Origin of the sequence: Streptococcus azizii (assembly GCF_001984715.1) — a bacterium.
GTDB lineage: Bacteria > Bacillota > Bacilli > Lactobacillales > Streptococcaceae > Streptococcus > Streptococcus azizii.
Genome location: NZ_MSPR01000021.1, coordinates 22,247 through 36,561, shown reverse-complemented (window position 1 = coordinate 36,561; position 14,315 = coordinate 22,247). Strand labels below are relative to the sequence as shown.

Sequence of the window (14,315 nt, the reverse complement as noted above, 5' to 3'; positions counted from 1 at the left end):
CTGCACGTTTGGTTCGTCTTCTTTAATTTTCAAAGGTCTTGCGCCGCTCCTCAAGCGACAACTATATCAGTATATCACCTTCTTATTCCTTTGTCAACTACTTTTTTTATTTTTTTTACCTTTTTTGACATTTTTTTACCACGCCACTTGTCAAGCCGATTGCAACAGGGTTGATAGTGGACTAGAAAACATCTGTTCAGCCTGTTTGGGCTTTTTTTAACTGACTTTTTTCAAAATGTTTCTATCTTTTGTGACTCTTATAATAGAAAGAATCATATCATAGAAGTCTCTATTTCTATCCGAGCCTAAACACGAAAGAGCAAATCTGGTCAGCAACGTATCGCTCGCTCTCAACTCAGCGAACTTTGAGGTTCTCTGAGAAGAAAAAGAAGGCCTAACCATCAAAAGTGCCTTCTTTTTTTATTTACTTCCGCTTACGGGCAATTAAATGAATCGGAGTTCCTTCAAAGACAAAGGCTTTGCGGATCTGATTTTCAAGAAAACGCAGGTAAGAGAAATGCATGAGTTCTTCTTCATTAACAAAGATGACAAAGGTTGGTGGCTTGGTGGCCACTTGGGTCGCGTAAAAGATTTTGAGACGTTTTCCCTTATCTGTCGGGGTTGGGTTAATCGCGATTGCATCCATCACCACATCGTTCAAAATAGCAGATGAAATCCGGGTTTGCTGACTCTCGCTGATTTGCTTAATCATGGCTGGTAGTTTGTGCAAGCGTTGTTTGGTCAGAGCAGATACGAATATAATCGGGGCATAGGACAAATACTGGAATTGCTCTCTAATATCTGCTTCCCAGTTCTGCATCGTCTTATTGTCTTTTTCAAGAGTATCCCACTTGTTCACGACAATAATCATACCTTTTCCTGCTTCGTGGGCAAATCCAGCGATTCGCTTATCATACTCGCGAATCCCTTCCTCAGCATTCAGGACCATAAGAACCACATCTGAGCGATCAATAGCACGCATGGCACGCATGACAGAGTATTTCTCCGTATTTTCGTAAATTTTTCCAGACTTACGCATACCAGCAGTATCAATCATGGTAAATTCTTGACCCTCGCTATCTGTAAAGACTGTATCGATCGCATCACGGGTAGTCCCTGCAACAGGACTAGCAATCACGCGCTCTTCTCCCAGCATAGCGTTAATCAAACTTGATTTGCCAACATTTGGACGACCGATTAAGCTAAACTTAATCATGTCTGGATTTTCTTCTTCTGTTTCAGCAGGTAGATTTTCCACAATGGCATCCAGGACATCTCCTGTACCAATTCCATGAACAGATGATACTGGGTAAGGCTCCCCTAGTCCCAGAGAATAAAAGTCATAAATATCACTGCGCATTTCAGGGTTATCGACCTTGTTAACCGCTAAAATAACCGGCTTATTGGTCTTATAGAGGATTTTTGCTACATACTCATCAGCATCTGTCACCCCCTCCTTACCGGATACGACAAAGACGATGACATCTGCCTCGTTCATGGCAATGTCTGCTTGATGTTTGATTTGTTCCATAAAGGGAGCATCGACATCATCGATTCCGCCTGTATCAATGATACTAAAATGGCGATTGACCCACTCAGCTGTTGCATAGATACGATCGCGAGTCACTCCTTCTACATCCTCTACGATAGAAATGCGCTCACCCGCAATCCGATTAAATAAGGTTGATTTTCCAACGTTGGGACGCCCCACGATGGCAATAGTTGGTAGAGCCATTGCTCCTCCTTTTCTACAATAAGTGTTTTTCTTTCAAAAGTGTTCTTGTTTCTGGGTGTTCTGCCTGACCAAATTGGGCAACCAAGCGTTCAGACCAGGTTTCTTTCTGCCTAGCACCTGCATAGTCTGATTGGATCTGATCATAGGCAAGGATCGTCTCCACTCCTTGCTCCTGATATTCTTCTTGAAAGACAATAGCCTCCTGAGGCAAGCGTGGCTTGACTGGAAAATGCTGATTCGGTCTTCCTAGGGCAATGCAAAATACAGGATAAGTATAATCTGGCAATTTAAAGAGATCTGCGACAGCTCTCGCAGCGTGGCGAATCATACCGATAAAAACGCCTCCGTAGCCCAAGCTCTCTGCTGCAAGCAGGGCATTCTGTCCAGCTAGTGCTGCATCCACTGAGGAGATTAAGAGATTTTCACTTCCTTTGGCATCAAAGGTTGTTTGGTGCAATTCCGCAGCCTTACTCGCCCGATTGTGGTCACCTACAAAGAGCAAGATGGTATCTGCCTGTAAAATGGCTGGTTGGGGAGTAAGGGCATGAAGTGCCTCTTTTTTCTCTTTTGAACGCACCACTACAATCGAGTAGGACTGAAAATTTTTCCAGGTTGAAGCTGCACGCCCTGCACGAATAATCTCATCCAAATCCTCATCTGTGATTGGTTCATCGGTAAATCTGCGCACAGAACTGTGCGCTAGCATTAACTCTATCGTTTCATTCATCGACGGTTCACTCCTTCTAAGTGTAACTCAGTGGCCAAAAATCGAATGCGCTCCATCACCCGCTTGGCCTGCCAGGTCTCATCCCCTGAACGTCCTGCTGCAAAGTGTCGCTCCAACTCTGCAAGGGAAAAATTCGAGGTAAAGAAGGTTGGTAGGTTTTCCTGCATTCGGTGCTGCAAGATAACCTGAAGGACATCATCACGTACCCATGAGCTATGTTGCTCCGCACCAATATCGTCTACTATCAAGACTTGGGCAGTCTTAATCCCATCGATCTTTTCCTTTACCAAGCCCTCTCCTATAGCATTTTTGATGTCAACGACAAAGGTAGGATAATGGAGCATAGTGGTAGAGAGTTGGTGGGTTTTGGATAGAAGATTGGCTAAAAAAGCCATCAGATAACTTTTCCCAACTCCAAAATTTCCATAGAGATAGAGTCCCTTGTTGTCTTGACCGACCTGTTTGACAAATTCGGTAATGGCTTTTGTGACCCCTACACGGTTTTCATCTGTCAGATCTACATCGGCAGTCGTAATATTTTTCAAATGAGCCGGGAGATTGATCAGCTGAATGCGATTCTTAATTGCTTCTGCCTTACGGTAGTCAATCAAGGCAGCCGTCTCTAAGTAAGAGACATCAGCATAGCCCTCGTTCATAATCAGAACAGGTTGATAGCCAACAGCAATATAGGAGTCATCTTGATGGAGGAATTTCTTACGCTCAGTCACATATTCAAAAAATTTGGACATGGACCGAGTAATAACTTCCTCTGTCAGGTGGTGTTGCTGGATAAAATCTGCTACTTCCTTATCTTGAATAGTCTCTTGATATAGCTCTTGGTAAGACTTTCTTCCTGATTCAGTACCTTGCGGTATCCTGTCTTGAACAGCTTTCATCTATGCCTCTCCTTTTGTTTCCATGGCTTCTAATTCACGATAAAGCGCAGCCAACTCAGCCTGACCTTTCGCTGTTTGCTCTGTTTTTACTTCCTGCTTACTCCACTCAGGTACATTGCTCTTTGGCGCTTGCTTAGTCTGCTTCTTGTGACTTGGTTTCTTACTCTCTCGCAACTGACAGACTGCCTGTTCGGCACTGCGAATCTCCTTGTAGGAAAAATCATTTCCCAATTTCAAGGCATAGGCTTCTTGTAAATTAGCTGAATCAACCTTATTAAAGGTATAGAGAACAATCACATTGATGACCTCATCCAGTAAGCCTAAGTCAACTAATCGTTGCAAGCATTTGCGTTCTGACATGGTAACTGTCGCCTTACGCGCTTCTTTTAACAAGGTTAAAAATTCAAGTGCCGTCTTAGTCTTACTTTCACGTACGATAGCCTGTTCCTGTTTTGTCAAGCTAGTGGTGACAGGTTTTACCGCCACCTTTTGTTCCATACGCTTAACCAGAATCACTTGATGATTAGCTGTTTCTTTCGCAATTTTATAAGCCTGCATCCAGTCCCAACCATTTGTCTCAGCCAAATGATAGAGGGCAATCACATCATCTGCCTCATTTTGAAAACGCAGTTGATCGCGGCCCATCATAGTCTTAAAGGCCTGTAAATCAAAAATCGGTGTAACAGAAGGAGCAAGTGGCAATTCACCATCAATGGTAAAGACATCAGAAAAACGTTTGGTCACTTCAGTCTCTGATACCGGTTTTGAGCCGGTCCATTCTTCAACTGCTGGCTCTCCAATTTTCTTAACCAACAGTTTTTGATAAAGGGGATGGTGCAGAAAATTTTCCATGGATAGGGGTTCAACCAAGCGAAAAATAAGAGCTTCTTCCTTTTGATAGACAGCCAGTAGGTCCATGGCTCCCAGCACATCCAAGGCCTGCTCCAAGCGATTGAGTCCCATATTTACATGATTTAAAATCCGGCTCAGGGGATACTTGCCTGCACCATAGTCATAGCCAGCCCACAAAAATTGATAAACTGCTGTTGCCTCCTGGCCAATAATCGGCTGGTAGCAAAGGATAAAGCTCATCCAGTTAGGACTTATAGCATTCTTTTGCATGTAAGCATATAGATCGTTTGGTTTCATATACTATAGTATCCTATCTTCTCGTCTTGCTACCTTTCGTAATTTGTTTGAGTAGATTTTCCAATTCGCCTACGTCTTTAAAAGAACGATAGACAGAGGCAAAGCGCACGTAGGTAATCTCGTCCAACTCGACCAGCTCTTCCATCACTAGATTTCCGATCAAATCACTTTCGACCTCACTATCGCTATGGGCGCGGACCTTCTGCTCGATTCTATTGACTACTTCTTCAATCTCACTACTAGAAACAGGACGTTTTTGGGCAGAGCGGATAATCCCATTAAAAATTTTCTCTCGGGAAAATTGTTCGCGAGTTCCATCTTTTTTTACGACAACTAGGGTTTTTTCTTCTATTCGTTCATAAGTGGTAAAGCGATGTCCACAGTTTTCACATTCTCTTCTACGGCGAATGGTATTTCCATCTTCTGCCTGACGACTATCCACAACACTTGACTTTATACTGGTGCATTTGGGGCAACGCATACTATCCCTCCCATTCTATCATTAGGACTTCATTGTATCATATTTCACAGGATAATAAAAGGGAGTGCATCTCTGCTGGCGCTTACTAAGAGAAGAGTTCTTACTATCTCTTACTCTCTTTTCTACTATTTCTCATTCTCAACCACCATTCTCGCCCTTCTTGGTAGCCCTTAACGGCAAAAGGAATCGTGAGTAGGACATAGGTATAAACATATTGACTCTTTGTTTCCCACAATAAGTGAAACAAGACGCCGCCTGCTAAGTAGACAAACGCATAGTATTCCCTCGGCAGGCGTTTCCAAGGAGACTTCACTACTAAAAATATCAGGGAGCCACCATATAGCAGGATCAGATAGGCATGAGTATAGTGGTAAAAGAAACGATAGATGATGCCACCGCGGTAGAGACTCTCTAACCCCTCACCTTTCACGGAACCTTGCTGTGGTTTGCTGGGACCTGACCAAATTGACTGAAAGGTTGATTCTACCCAGGTTGTCGCAAACTTTTTCATAAAAAATCGCCCAGCATAAATGGGATCTTCCGCAAAGACCTGCACACGACGGCCAACTTCTTTTTTAGCAGCTTGTGTAATCTTCTCCTCATCTCCTTCGTAGTGATCATAAATCCGTCTGACGTATTTATTGTACCAGCCTCCTTGCCGAACCTCTGACTGGGTGTCTTGTAATCCCATGGCTAACCAGGTCACCTTAGGATTGGCTGCAAAGGAAACCTGACCCATTGTTTCATAATAGTTTGTTGTCACTCGATTTAAACCAAGCGAACAAAACAGCAAGGGGATCAGTAACCCAAGTAGCAGGGGCTGGCGACGGCGTAAACACTCTAGTAATAGGATGACCGCCACCGCTACCAGCAAAATACTGTTGTTATTCCGAATCCAATATGAGAGCGATAAACAGAAACTTGCTAATAAGGCATTTTTTAGGTAATCCCTTTGCAGATAACGACAGAAGTACAATAAGCCAACGCTCGCTGCACAAAGACCATATACTAAACCATAGACAAAGAAAAGATTGAAAAACTGTGGCAGAAAGGCAAAGAGTGCTAGGATTGTATACTGGCTACTCCTTTCGTTTTGAAACAATTCTTCACTTAACTTCCAGTTGGCATAATTGATTCCTAGGATAGCTAGAAGATTTAGGAAATAGAACGTCCGTACGCCAGCTCCCGGCAATATTATCAAGACAAGGCGTTCCAGACTGACGAGTCCTAGTTGATGGGGATAGCGATTCAAGTAAGCCCCTGCCTGTAAAAAACGCGTATCCCCTTCGTTTAATAAGAAAGCTGCTCGCAAGACGGAATGGGCATCATCTCGTAACTGAGCAGGTAGATAGAAAATCAGGATAAGACCTACTAATAAATAGAGGACTGACAGCAGAATAAATAATTGACGGCAGGAATATCTCATCACGAATTTAGAGAGTAGCCAATAGGACAAGCAGACCAAAAGTAGAGATAGTACTGTCCACACACCACTGAAGCTGAGTCCGACCCATTCTTTGTAGGGCAGATAGACAACTGCTTGAAATAGCACCGCTGTCACAAATAAAATCAGAAATAGCAGGCCAGCCCCATAACCAATCATAGCCTGCATGACTCGATAGATAGATTCTTGTAGTTTCGATAACATTTTTTGCTCTTTCCATGTAAAAGAGCCAGAGACTTGGACTCAAGCTCTTTTTGTTTATTTTATAGTCTCTCAGATTCCAACTGTTTTTTCTCCAGCCTAGCATAGGTCCATTCTCTTACTAGGCGATAGATAACCGCAAAAATAGGAGTAAAAAAGACCATTCCCAACAAACCGAACAGGTTTCCTCCAATCAAGGCTGCAGCTAGGGTGAAGAGGGTAGGGAGACCAACTGATTGTCCTACCACACGGGGGTAAATGACATTCCCTTCAAGCAACTGAAGAATCTGGAAGAGGAGAATTGACCAGAGAGCTAACCAAGGATTTTGCACCGATATAAAGAGAGCACTGATGATACAGGCGGAAAAAGGTCCCACATAAGGTACAAATGACAGCACTCCCGATAAAATCCCTGCCATTCCTGCATAAGGAATCGAGAAGAGAGAATAGCTGACAAAAACGAGCGTCCCAATAATAACTGCCTCTACAATCTGACTCATCAAGAATCGATCATAGGTCTCGATAATGACTTCACCAATATAGGCAATCACACGCACCACTTTTTCTGGAAAAAGAGCATGGAGTAACTTACCCGTCATGTCCTGTAAATGTTCCTTACTTCCGAGGATACTCAAGGTGATAAAGAAGGCCATAATCAAGGTTAGAATATTTGAAAAGATTCCCGTCACATTATTGGCTAAGCCCGCCAGAAAAGCTGCCGCAAATCCTGATAGCTTGGACCAATCTGTAAACTGATCAACATATGTGTTTAGTCGACTACTCAAGGTGCTAGACAAGAAGCCGCTATCCTGCAGAGTACGAAGGAGCTTTGGAACACCTTGATTCGTAACCGATACTAATTCAGATACAGTCGACACCAAGGTGGGTAGGATAATCACTACTACACCTGTCACAATCAAGATAAAGACAATCAAAACACCGACAATCGCTAACGGTCGTTTGCTCTTGCTCAAAAAAGGAACCTTTTCAATCAGATCTTCGAGCTTCTTCATCGGAACGTTCAAAATAAAAGCGAAGATGGCGCCGACAAACAGGGCATTCATGCTGGACAACAAGACCTTGACCATGCTGTAAATATCCGAATAGTTTAGGACGGCTAGCAACACCACAGCTGCAAAACTAATCACCAATAACTTTTCTTTAAAAGAACTCTGCTTCATCTTCTCATCTCCTTTTCACCCCTAAGTCCTACTATCATAGCATAATTTAGCGAAAAAGTCAGAAACTGATGGCTGTGAATCACAACCCGACACCCCCACCCTGCAACTCGGAAACACGATAGCGTTTTAGGCTGAACTCAATTACACAAGATACAAAGCCTGTGAAAAACTCAACGTAAAAATCGGAGATTGACGACGTATCCTTTTGATTTTTAAAGAGTATTATCCACACTCCTAGACCTCACAAAAAGACCCCAATCGTCAGAGAACAACTCTAATGATTGGGGTGTCTTCAATAGCTATGTAGTCATCCTACCTATCGTTACTCCTCCCGCATGGCATAGCCAATACCACGGACAGTTTTTATATAAGACTCTTGACCCGGCAAGTCTAATTTTCCACGCAGATAGCGAATATAGACATCCACAACATTGGTTTCAGCCGTAGCTTCATACTTCCAAACCCGATCTAAGAGCTGCTCACGACTCAACACTTCCTGACTATTCATCAGGGTCGCAAGCAAATCATATTCCCGGCGCGTCAAACTAATCAGTTCCGTGCCACGGGTAACCGTACGGTTTTGAAAATCAATCTTCAAGTCACGATAGGCAGCCTGGAGTTTGACCTGTTTACAATGCTCATCAATATAATCCCGTCCCCTAAAGATAGAGGTCACCTGATCCACTAAATCGCTAATGACAAAGGGCTTAATAATATAAGAGACTGCGTAGCGCTGGATAGCTGCTCCGTGCTTTTTAGCATCCTCGCTATCTACTACCACAATCATGACGGTGGTCGGCTTGATTTTAATCAGCTCGGCTGCCAAGTCATGGCTAGACATGTCTAATAGAGAAAAACTCATGAGAATCAAATCAAAATCGGTCTCATGGGCAAGTTGGAGAGCTTCCTTCCCTGTAGAAGCATAATCAACTAAGTAGTCCTTCTTTTGTAACTCCATGGACACAAAGTGGGATAGATTCCGCTCGCGACCTGCAATTAAGATTTTTTTTACCATAGATTATTTTTCATCATACCATGAGTAATGGAAGATTCCTTCTTTATCTTTACGCTCGTATGTATGAGCACCGAAGTAGTCACGTTGTGCTTGAATGAGGTTGGCTGGTAAATTTTCAGCACGGTAACTATCAAAATAGGTAATGGCCGCTGAGAAAGTTGGGACAGGGACACCTGCCTGAACCGCCAAGGTCACCACATCACGAACAGCTTGTTGGTACTTAGCTGTTACCTCAAGGAAGTATTCATCTAAGAGAAGGTTAGCAAGATCCTCATCACGTCCGTAGGCATCCGTAATCTTTTGCAAGAAACGAGCACGGATGATACATCCGGCACGCCAGATTTTAGCGATTTCACCAAATGGCAGGTTCCAGTTGTTTTCCTTAGACGCTACACGTAACTGAGCAAAACCTTGTGCATAGGACATGATCTTGGAGAAATAAAGAGCCTGACGGATCTTTTCGATCAACTCTGCCTTGTCACCATCATATTGGAAGGTTGCTGGTTTTGGCAAGACCTTACTTGCATGTACGCGCTCTTCCTTATATGTTGAGATATAGCGGGCAAATACAGACTCTGTAATCAAGGACAATGGTACACCCAAATCAAGGGATGATTGACTCGTCCATTTACCAGTTCCTTTATTTCCTGCTGCATCAAGGATATAGTCAACGATTGGCCCCTCTTGGCCTTCATCATCCTTGCGTTTCAAAATATCTGCTGTAATCTCAATCAAGTAGCTATCGAGCTCTCCCTTGTTCCACTCAGTAAAGATCTCAGCCATTTCATCTACGGAAAGACCAAGCAGATGTTGCATCAGATCGTAACTTTCTGCAATCAGCTGCATGTCACCGTACTCGATACCATTGTGAACCATTTTCACATAGTGGCCTGCACCATCAGGACCGATATAGGTCACACATGGTGCGCCATCTTCAGGAGCCTTGGCAGAAATTTCTTCTAAAACATCTGCTACTAAGTCATAGGCTTCCTTTTGTCCACCTGGCATGATAGACGGACCTTCAAGCGCTCCTTTTTCTCCACCAGAAACCCCTGTTCCGATAAAGTTAATCCCTGAATTTGCCAATTCTTTCGAGCGACGGATAGTATCTTCATAGAAGGTATTTCCACCGTCAATCAAGATGTCCCCTTCATCGAGGTGAGGAAGCAAGGCTTGAATGGTCGCATCTGTCCCTGGACCTGCCTGAACCATGAGCATGATGCGACGCGGTTTTTCTATCGATTGTACGAAACTTTCTACATCATAGCTTGGAAGTAATTTTTTACCCGGATTGCTTGCAACAACATCTTCTGTCTTATCTGCTGAGCGGTTGTAAATCGCCACAGTGTAGCCTCTAGACTCTACGTTAAGCGCGAGGTTTCGCCCCATAACAGCCATCCCCACAACACCAAAATTTGCTTTTGTCATGAATGTTCTACTCCTATTTCTTAATATCTTTTTCATTATACAATGAAATCAAGCTATTGACAAGATTTTTCAAATTTTCTGTCAATTTTATTCTTCATCAAAAAGTCCTTGTAATTGGGCAAAGGGACTATTTTCTTCCTTTTGTTTTTGAGTTTTCGCGGTATAGTCTTCTTCTGTCATCACAGTCCAACTGTTACCTGACGGCAGGTTCTGATCGGCTGCTTCCTCAGGGGTCAAGACCCGGAGCGGAATGTTTAGGAGGATGTTGTCCGCCACGCTTTCTGAAAGCACAATCACATCCTCTTCAATGACAAGGACTAAATCTGCTTCCACCACATCTTGATCTTTTAGAGCCTCTTCATCTGCCACAAAGACCTCCTGTACTGGAAGAGATTCAGAAAGCACAACCGGCTCCATGGAACGACTCGAAGCAAGGGTAATGTCATAAGTCATTTGATAGTTCAAGAGAAAGAAACCAGCTTCAAAGCTGACTCGTCCCACTACGCTGATGGGCGAAACTGCTAGAATATCTGCATTGCGAGCCATCAACTCATCAGCTAATTCTAGATTTTCTTCAAAGGAAATGCCGTCTATTTTTTTTTGAATATCTTGAATATGGAACATCTCTTCCCCCTCAGCTCACATGCTCAGTAACGTAGTGGTAAACCTGCTGACCAGCAACTGCTCCATCGCCAACAGCCGTTGTAATCTGACGTAATTGTTTTTGACGAATGTCTCCGATAGCAAAGATACCAGCTTGACTTGTTGCCATTTGTTCATCCGTCACAATCCATCCCTGATCATCACAAATTCCCAAATCTGCTACTGCATCGGTCATCGGATCCAGACCTACGTAGATAAAAACACCGCCAAAGGCATGACTTGTCACTTCATCTGTCTTTAGATTTCTAACCAAGACTTCCTGTACCTTGGTATCATCACCTTTGATTTCTTCCACTACGCTATCCCAGATGAACTGGATTTTTTCGTTGGCAAAGGCACGCTCTTGGATAATTTTTTGGGCTCGCAATTCATCGCGACGATGCACAATCGTCACAGTATTGGCAAACTGAGTCAGATAAAGAGCCTCCTCAACAGCAGAATCTCCTCCACCAACGACTAATAAGTCCTGCCCACGAAAGAAGGCTCCATCGCAGACCGCACAGTAAGACACTCCCCGACTATTATATATATCTTCACCAGGAACCCCTAGTGAGCGATGTTGAGCCCCCATAGCTAGGACCAGAGTATGGGCTTCTAGGGTCTCATCTTCTGTCACAACACGTTTGACAGCCCCATCTAGCTCCACACGAATCACTTGACCATAGAGATATTCTACACCAAATTTTTCAAGTGGTAAAAACATTTTTTCAGCCAATTCTGGGCCGCTGATATGGTCATATCCTGGATAATTTTCAATCTCTGCGGTATTGTTCATCTGCCCGCCATAGATACCACGGTCTAGTAGGGCTACTTTTAAATTGCTCCGCGCAGCATACAAGGCTGCGGTCATTCCGGCAGGACCTGCTCCAATAATAATCGTATCGTACATCTTTCTTCCTTCTTTCTATACTCTTGCCATCAACAAAATACCCACAATCCCAAAAGATAAAATGGGAATGGTCATCACGTTGATAATCAATAAATCAAAGAGAACCTCTTGACGATCTTGGTGAGTCTTATCTTTTTTCTTCAACAGGCGAAGTAAAAACCAGCCCGTACTAGCTATCACTACCAAGACAGTTGCAATCAATAGGCTCTTCATGTAAAGACCTAATATCGTTTGTAACATCTGTTTTCCTGCTTCCTATCTTCATCATCCATACTTATAGCGCACGACACTTCTTTCCAAGAATCCTGGTTCTACTACAAGTAGAACAGCCCTTTAGAGGTGGGAAATAGACGCTTGCGAAAGCAAACAATCACGAGCTTCTTCATTTTTACCGTAGCAGTTGTCAGCTATACCTACTATACAGATACAGCCGTCGCTTTTTCACGCCCTTGTATCTTGGTGTAATTGAACGCGGGCTACGAGCTGTGCAAAAAAGAGACGCAACTGTTGCAACTTTAGTTGCTTACAGGTCAGGCTACCTTTAGGTATAGTTTTTCCTAACTCAGGCTTCTGGGGTCACTTTCTTGTTTCAGCTGGTTAATCCTCGCTTTCCGATTTCTTGGCTCGGGCTAACCTAATCCACTGGATTAGGTTACTCCCCGAACTGTTTCAATCCCATTTTCGCTTTGCTCGCTTCAACAGTCTGGGATTAGACTGTTGAAGGTTGGAAATAGAACGAGTGAAACTCGTGTCAAACGCCCTTGTATCTTGGTGTAATTGAACGCGGGCTACGAGCTGTGCAAAAAAGAGACGCAACTGTTGCAACTTTAGTTGCTTACAGGTCAGGCTACCTTTAGGTATCGTTTTTCCTAGCTCAGGCTTCTGGGGTCACTTTCTTGTTTCAGCTGGTTAATCCTCGCTTTCCGATTTCTTGGCTCGGGCTAACCTAATCCACTGGATTAGGTTACTCCCCGAACTGTTTCAATCCTATTTTTGCTTTGCTCGCTTCAACAGTCTGGGACTAGACTGTTGAAGGTTGGAAATAGAACGAGTGAAACTCGTGTCAAACGCCCTTTGTATCTTATGCTAAAACGTTTGGCGCTTAGCTTTCCGCTCTGCACGTCCCTTGATACGATTTTCAATCCTCTTGGTCTTACGACGCTTTTCATCAACAGCCCACTGAATTTTCTTTTTATAGCCGGGCTTGATTTTTTTCTTTTTCTTTTTGACCAAGCCAATCATCTCAAGATCTAATGCTTGCCTTGACTTTTCCCGATTGACGCGCCGATCACGGTCATAGGTGTCTTGAAATTCACCATCCTTGATGACCTTAGGCACAAAACGGATATTCAGTTTTTCAAGTTCACGAATGTCAGCATCATCACTCGGCTGGTAGAGGGTAATAGCCGTTCCTGGTAAGCCATTGCGACCTGTCCGCCCTACACGATGTATAAAGAAGGACAGATCCTGCGGAATGGCGTCATTGATGACATGACTAACCCCTTCAATATCAATGCCTCTTGCTGCCAAGTCAGTTGCAACAATATACTCAAATTCTAGATTCTTAATCTGGTTCATCATCCGCTTGCGTTCCCGCGGTGGAATATCCCCGTGAATCTTTGCCACACGCAATCCATTTGCAACCAAGTAACGATGCAGTTCGTCTGCCCGTGACTTGGTATTGACAAAAATCATGGCCAAATACGGCTGCATTAGCTGGGTAAGCTCCAGAATCAGGGCATTTTTATCCCGCCCCTTGGTCGAAATCAGCCAGTTATCAACCGTATCTGAGATAACTGTCTGCGTCCTAATCTGCTCGATGACAGGATTCGTCAAATATTTCTTCAAAAAGGGTTGTAATTTTTGTGGAATGGTTGCCGAAAAGACCAGGAACTGCAAATCCTTCGGCAAGCTCGAAGCAATGCGATCCACCGTTTCCAAAAAGCCCATATCAAGGGTCATATCTGCCTCGTCCACCACAAAGGTGGTCGCCTTATGAATAGCTAGATTTCCTGATTTGACCAAATCATAAATCCGCCCCGGTGTCCCGATAACGATGTGGGGCTGACTGGTCTGTAGCTTGTCAATCTGGCGCTGCTTGTCCGTTCCTCCGACATAGTTGTTCACACGAATGTCCATATCTGAGCATTGGGCAATCTGGCGTGCAGCCTGGTAAATCTGAGTTGCTAACTCACGCGATGGTGCAGTAATGACGGCTTGTACCTGCTCTAATTCTTCTTTCAGTTGCTGAAAAATGGGAATTAAAAAAGTGTGCGTCTTACCAGAACCAGTCTTTGATTCTCCAACCAAATCACGCCCTGATAAAACGATGGGAATCAAGCGTTCTTGAACTTCTGTCGCTGTATCAAAACCTATCTCCCTCAGCGCTGTTTGAATATAGGGTTTTAGGGTAAATTCTGTAAATTTCATAGTATTCCTCTTTTTCTACTTTTTTTATTATATCAAAAAAAACAGCATTTGACTGCTGTTTGATACTCGTTAAAGA

The 14,315-nt window shown here is 43.6% G+C and carries 13 protein-coding genes; all 13 read right to left on the bottom strand.

The window, feature by feature from the left end; translation table 11 throughout:
- Positions 1 to 424 precede the first annotated feature (424 nt).
- Positions 425 to 1,735 (bottom strand): ribosome biogenesis GTPase Der, encoded by a 1,311-nt coding sequence (gene der, locus BVE84_RS09145; RefSeq protein WP_076996719.1) that lies wholly within the window; start codon positions 1,733 to 1,735, stop codon positions 425 to 427.
- Positions 1,736 to 1,748: 13 nt separating this feature from the next.
- A complete protein-coding gene (locus tag BVE84_RS09140; RefSeq protein WP_076996718.1) occupies positions 1,749 to 2,462 on the bottom strand; it encodes an NADPH-dependent oxidoreductase in 714 nt (237 codons plus the stop codon).
- Positions 2,459 to 3,358: a primosomal protein DnaI gene (gene dnaI / locus BVE84_RS09135; protein ID WP_076996717.1), complete on the bottom strand. Its 900-nt coding sequence runs from the start codon at positions 3,356 to 3,358 to the stop codon at positions 2,459 to 2,461. Before dnaI ends, BVE84_RS09140 begins: the two co-directional genes overlap by 4 nt.
- On the bottom strand, positions 3,359 to 4,507 hold the full coding sequence (locus tag BVE84_RS09130; protein WP_076996716.1) for a replication initiation and membrane attachment family protein: 1,149 nt from the start codon (positions 4,505 to 4,507) through the stop codon (positions 3,359 to 3,361).
- A 13-nt stretch (positions 4,508 to 4,520) separates the two neighbouring features.
- Positions 4,521 to 4,988, bottom strand: a complete 468-nt coding sequence (nrdR, locus tag BVE84_RS09125; protein ID WP_076996715.1) for a transcriptional regulator NrdR — start codon at positions 4,986 to 4,988, stop codon at positions 4,521 to 4,523.
- Positions 4,989 to 5,091: 103 nt separating this feature from the next.
- A complete protein-coding gene (locus BVE84_RS09120) occupies positions 5,092 to 6,636 on the bottom strand; it encodes a hypothetical protein (protein WP_076996714.1) in 1,545 nt (514 codons plus the stop codon).
- A 59-nt stretch (positions 6,637 to 6,695) separates the two neighbouring features.
- The gene (locus tag BVE84_RS09115) at positions 6,696 to 7,814 is read right to left on the bottom strand and encodes an AI-2E family transporter (RefSeq protein ID WP_076996713.1); all 1,119 of its coding nucleotides are present in this window, start codon (positions 7,812 to 7,814) and stop codon (positions 6,696 to 6,698) included.
- Positions 7,815 to 8,136: 322 nt separating this feature from the next.
- Positions 8,137 to 8,829: a response regulator transcription factor gene (locus tag BVE84_RS09110; protein ID WP_076996712.1), complete on the bottom strand. Its 693-nt coding sequence runs from the start codon at positions 8,827 to 8,829 to the stop codon at positions 8,137 to 8,139.
- Between the two features lie 3 nt (positions 8,830 to 8,832).
- On the bottom strand, positions 8,833 to 10,257 hold the full coding sequence (gene gndA / locus BVE84_RS09105; RefSeq protein ID WP_076996711.1) for an NADP-dependent phosphogluconate dehydrogenase: 1,425 nt from the start codon (positions 10,255 to 10,257) through the stop codon (positions 8,833 to 8,835).
- Positions 10,258 to 10,344: 87 nt separating this feature from the next.
- Entirely contained in the window at positions 10,345 to 10,881 is a 537-nt protein-coding gene (locus BVE84_RS09100; RefSeq protein ID WP_076996710.1) for a YceD family protein, read from the bottom strand.
- 10 nt (positions 10,882 to 10,891) lie between these two features.
- Positions 10,892 to 11,809 carry a thioredoxin-disulfide reductase gene (trxB, locus tag BVE84_RS09095; RefSeq protein ID WP_076996709.1) on the bottom strand — a complete coding sequence of 306 codons (918 nt, stop codon included), beginning with the start codon at positions 11,807 to 11,809 and terminating at the stop codon, positions 10,892 to 10,894.
- 15 nt (positions 11,810 to 11,824) lie between these two features.
- Positions 11,825 to 12,049 carry a DUF4059 family protein gene (locus tag BVE84_RS09090; RefSeq protein ID WP_076996708.1) on the bottom strand — a complete coding sequence of 75 codons (225 nt, stop codon included), beginning with the start codon at positions 12,047 to 12,049 and terminating at the stop codon, positions 11,825 to 11,827.
- Positions 12,050 to 12,895: 846 nt separating this feature from the next.
- Positions 12,896 to 14,239, bottom strand: coding sequence for a DEAD/DEAH box helicase (locus BVE84_RS09085; RefSeq protein WP_076996707.1), 1,344 nt, complete (start codon positions 14,237 to 14,239; stop codon positions 12,896 to 12,898).
- Positions 14,240 to 14,315 lie beyond the last annotated feature (76 nt).

Excerpts from the sequence above, each read along its gene's own strand:
- der (WP_076996719.1), bottom strand. The coding sequence starts at position 1,735 with ATGGCTCTACCAACTATTGCCATCGTGGGGCGTCCCAACGTTGGAAAA.
- BVE84_RS09140 (WP_076996718.1), bottom strand. The coding sequence starts at position 2,462 with ATGAATGAAACGATAGAGTTAATGCTAGCGCACAGTTCTGTGCGCAGA.
- dnaI (WP_076996717.1), bottom strand. The coding sequence starts at position 3,358 with ATGAAAGCTGTTCAAGACAGGATACCGCAAGGTACTGAATCAGGAAGA.
- BVE84_RS09130 (WP_076996716.1), bottom strand. The coding sequence starts at position 4,507 with ATGAAACCAAACGATCTATATGCTTACATGCAAAAGAATGCTATAAGT.
- nrdR (WP_076996715.1), bottom strand. The coding sequence starts at position 4,988 with ATGCGTTGCCCCAAATGCACCAGTATAAAGTCAAGTGTTGTGGATAGT.
- BVE84_RS09120 (WP_076996714.1), bottom strand. The coding sequence starts at position 6,636 with ATGTTATCGAAACTACAAGAATCTATCTATCGAGTCATGCAGGCTATG.
- BVE84_RS09115 (WP_076996713.1), bottom strand. The coding sequence starts at position 7,814 with ATGAAGCAGAGTTCTTTTAAAGAAAAGTTATTGGTGATTAGTTTTGCA.
- BVE84_RS09110 (WP_076996712.1), bottom strand. The coding sequence starts at position 8,829 with ATGGTAAAAAAAATCTTAATTGCAGGTCGCGAGCGGAATCTATCCCAC.
- gndA (WP_076996711.1), bottom strand. The coding sequence starts at position 10,257 with ATGACAAAAGCAAATTTTGGTGTTGTGGGGATGGCTGTTATGGGGCGA.
- BVE84_RS09100 (WP_076996710.1), bottom strand. The coding sequence starts at position 10,881 with ATGTTCCATATTCAAGATATTCAAAAAAAAATAGACGGCATTTCCTTT.
- trxB (WP_076996709.1), bottom strand. The coding sequence starts at position 11,809 with ATGTACGATACGATTATTATTGGAGCAGGTCCTGCCGGAATGACCGCA.
- BVE84_RS09090 (WP_076996708.1), bottom strand. The coding sequence starts at position 12,049 with ATGTTACAAACGATATTAGGTCTTTACATGAAGAGCCTATTGATTGCA.
- BVE84_RS09085 (WP_076996707.1), bottom strand. The coding sequence starts at position 14,239 with ATGAAATTTACAGAATTTACCCTAAAACCCTATATTCAAACAGCGCTG.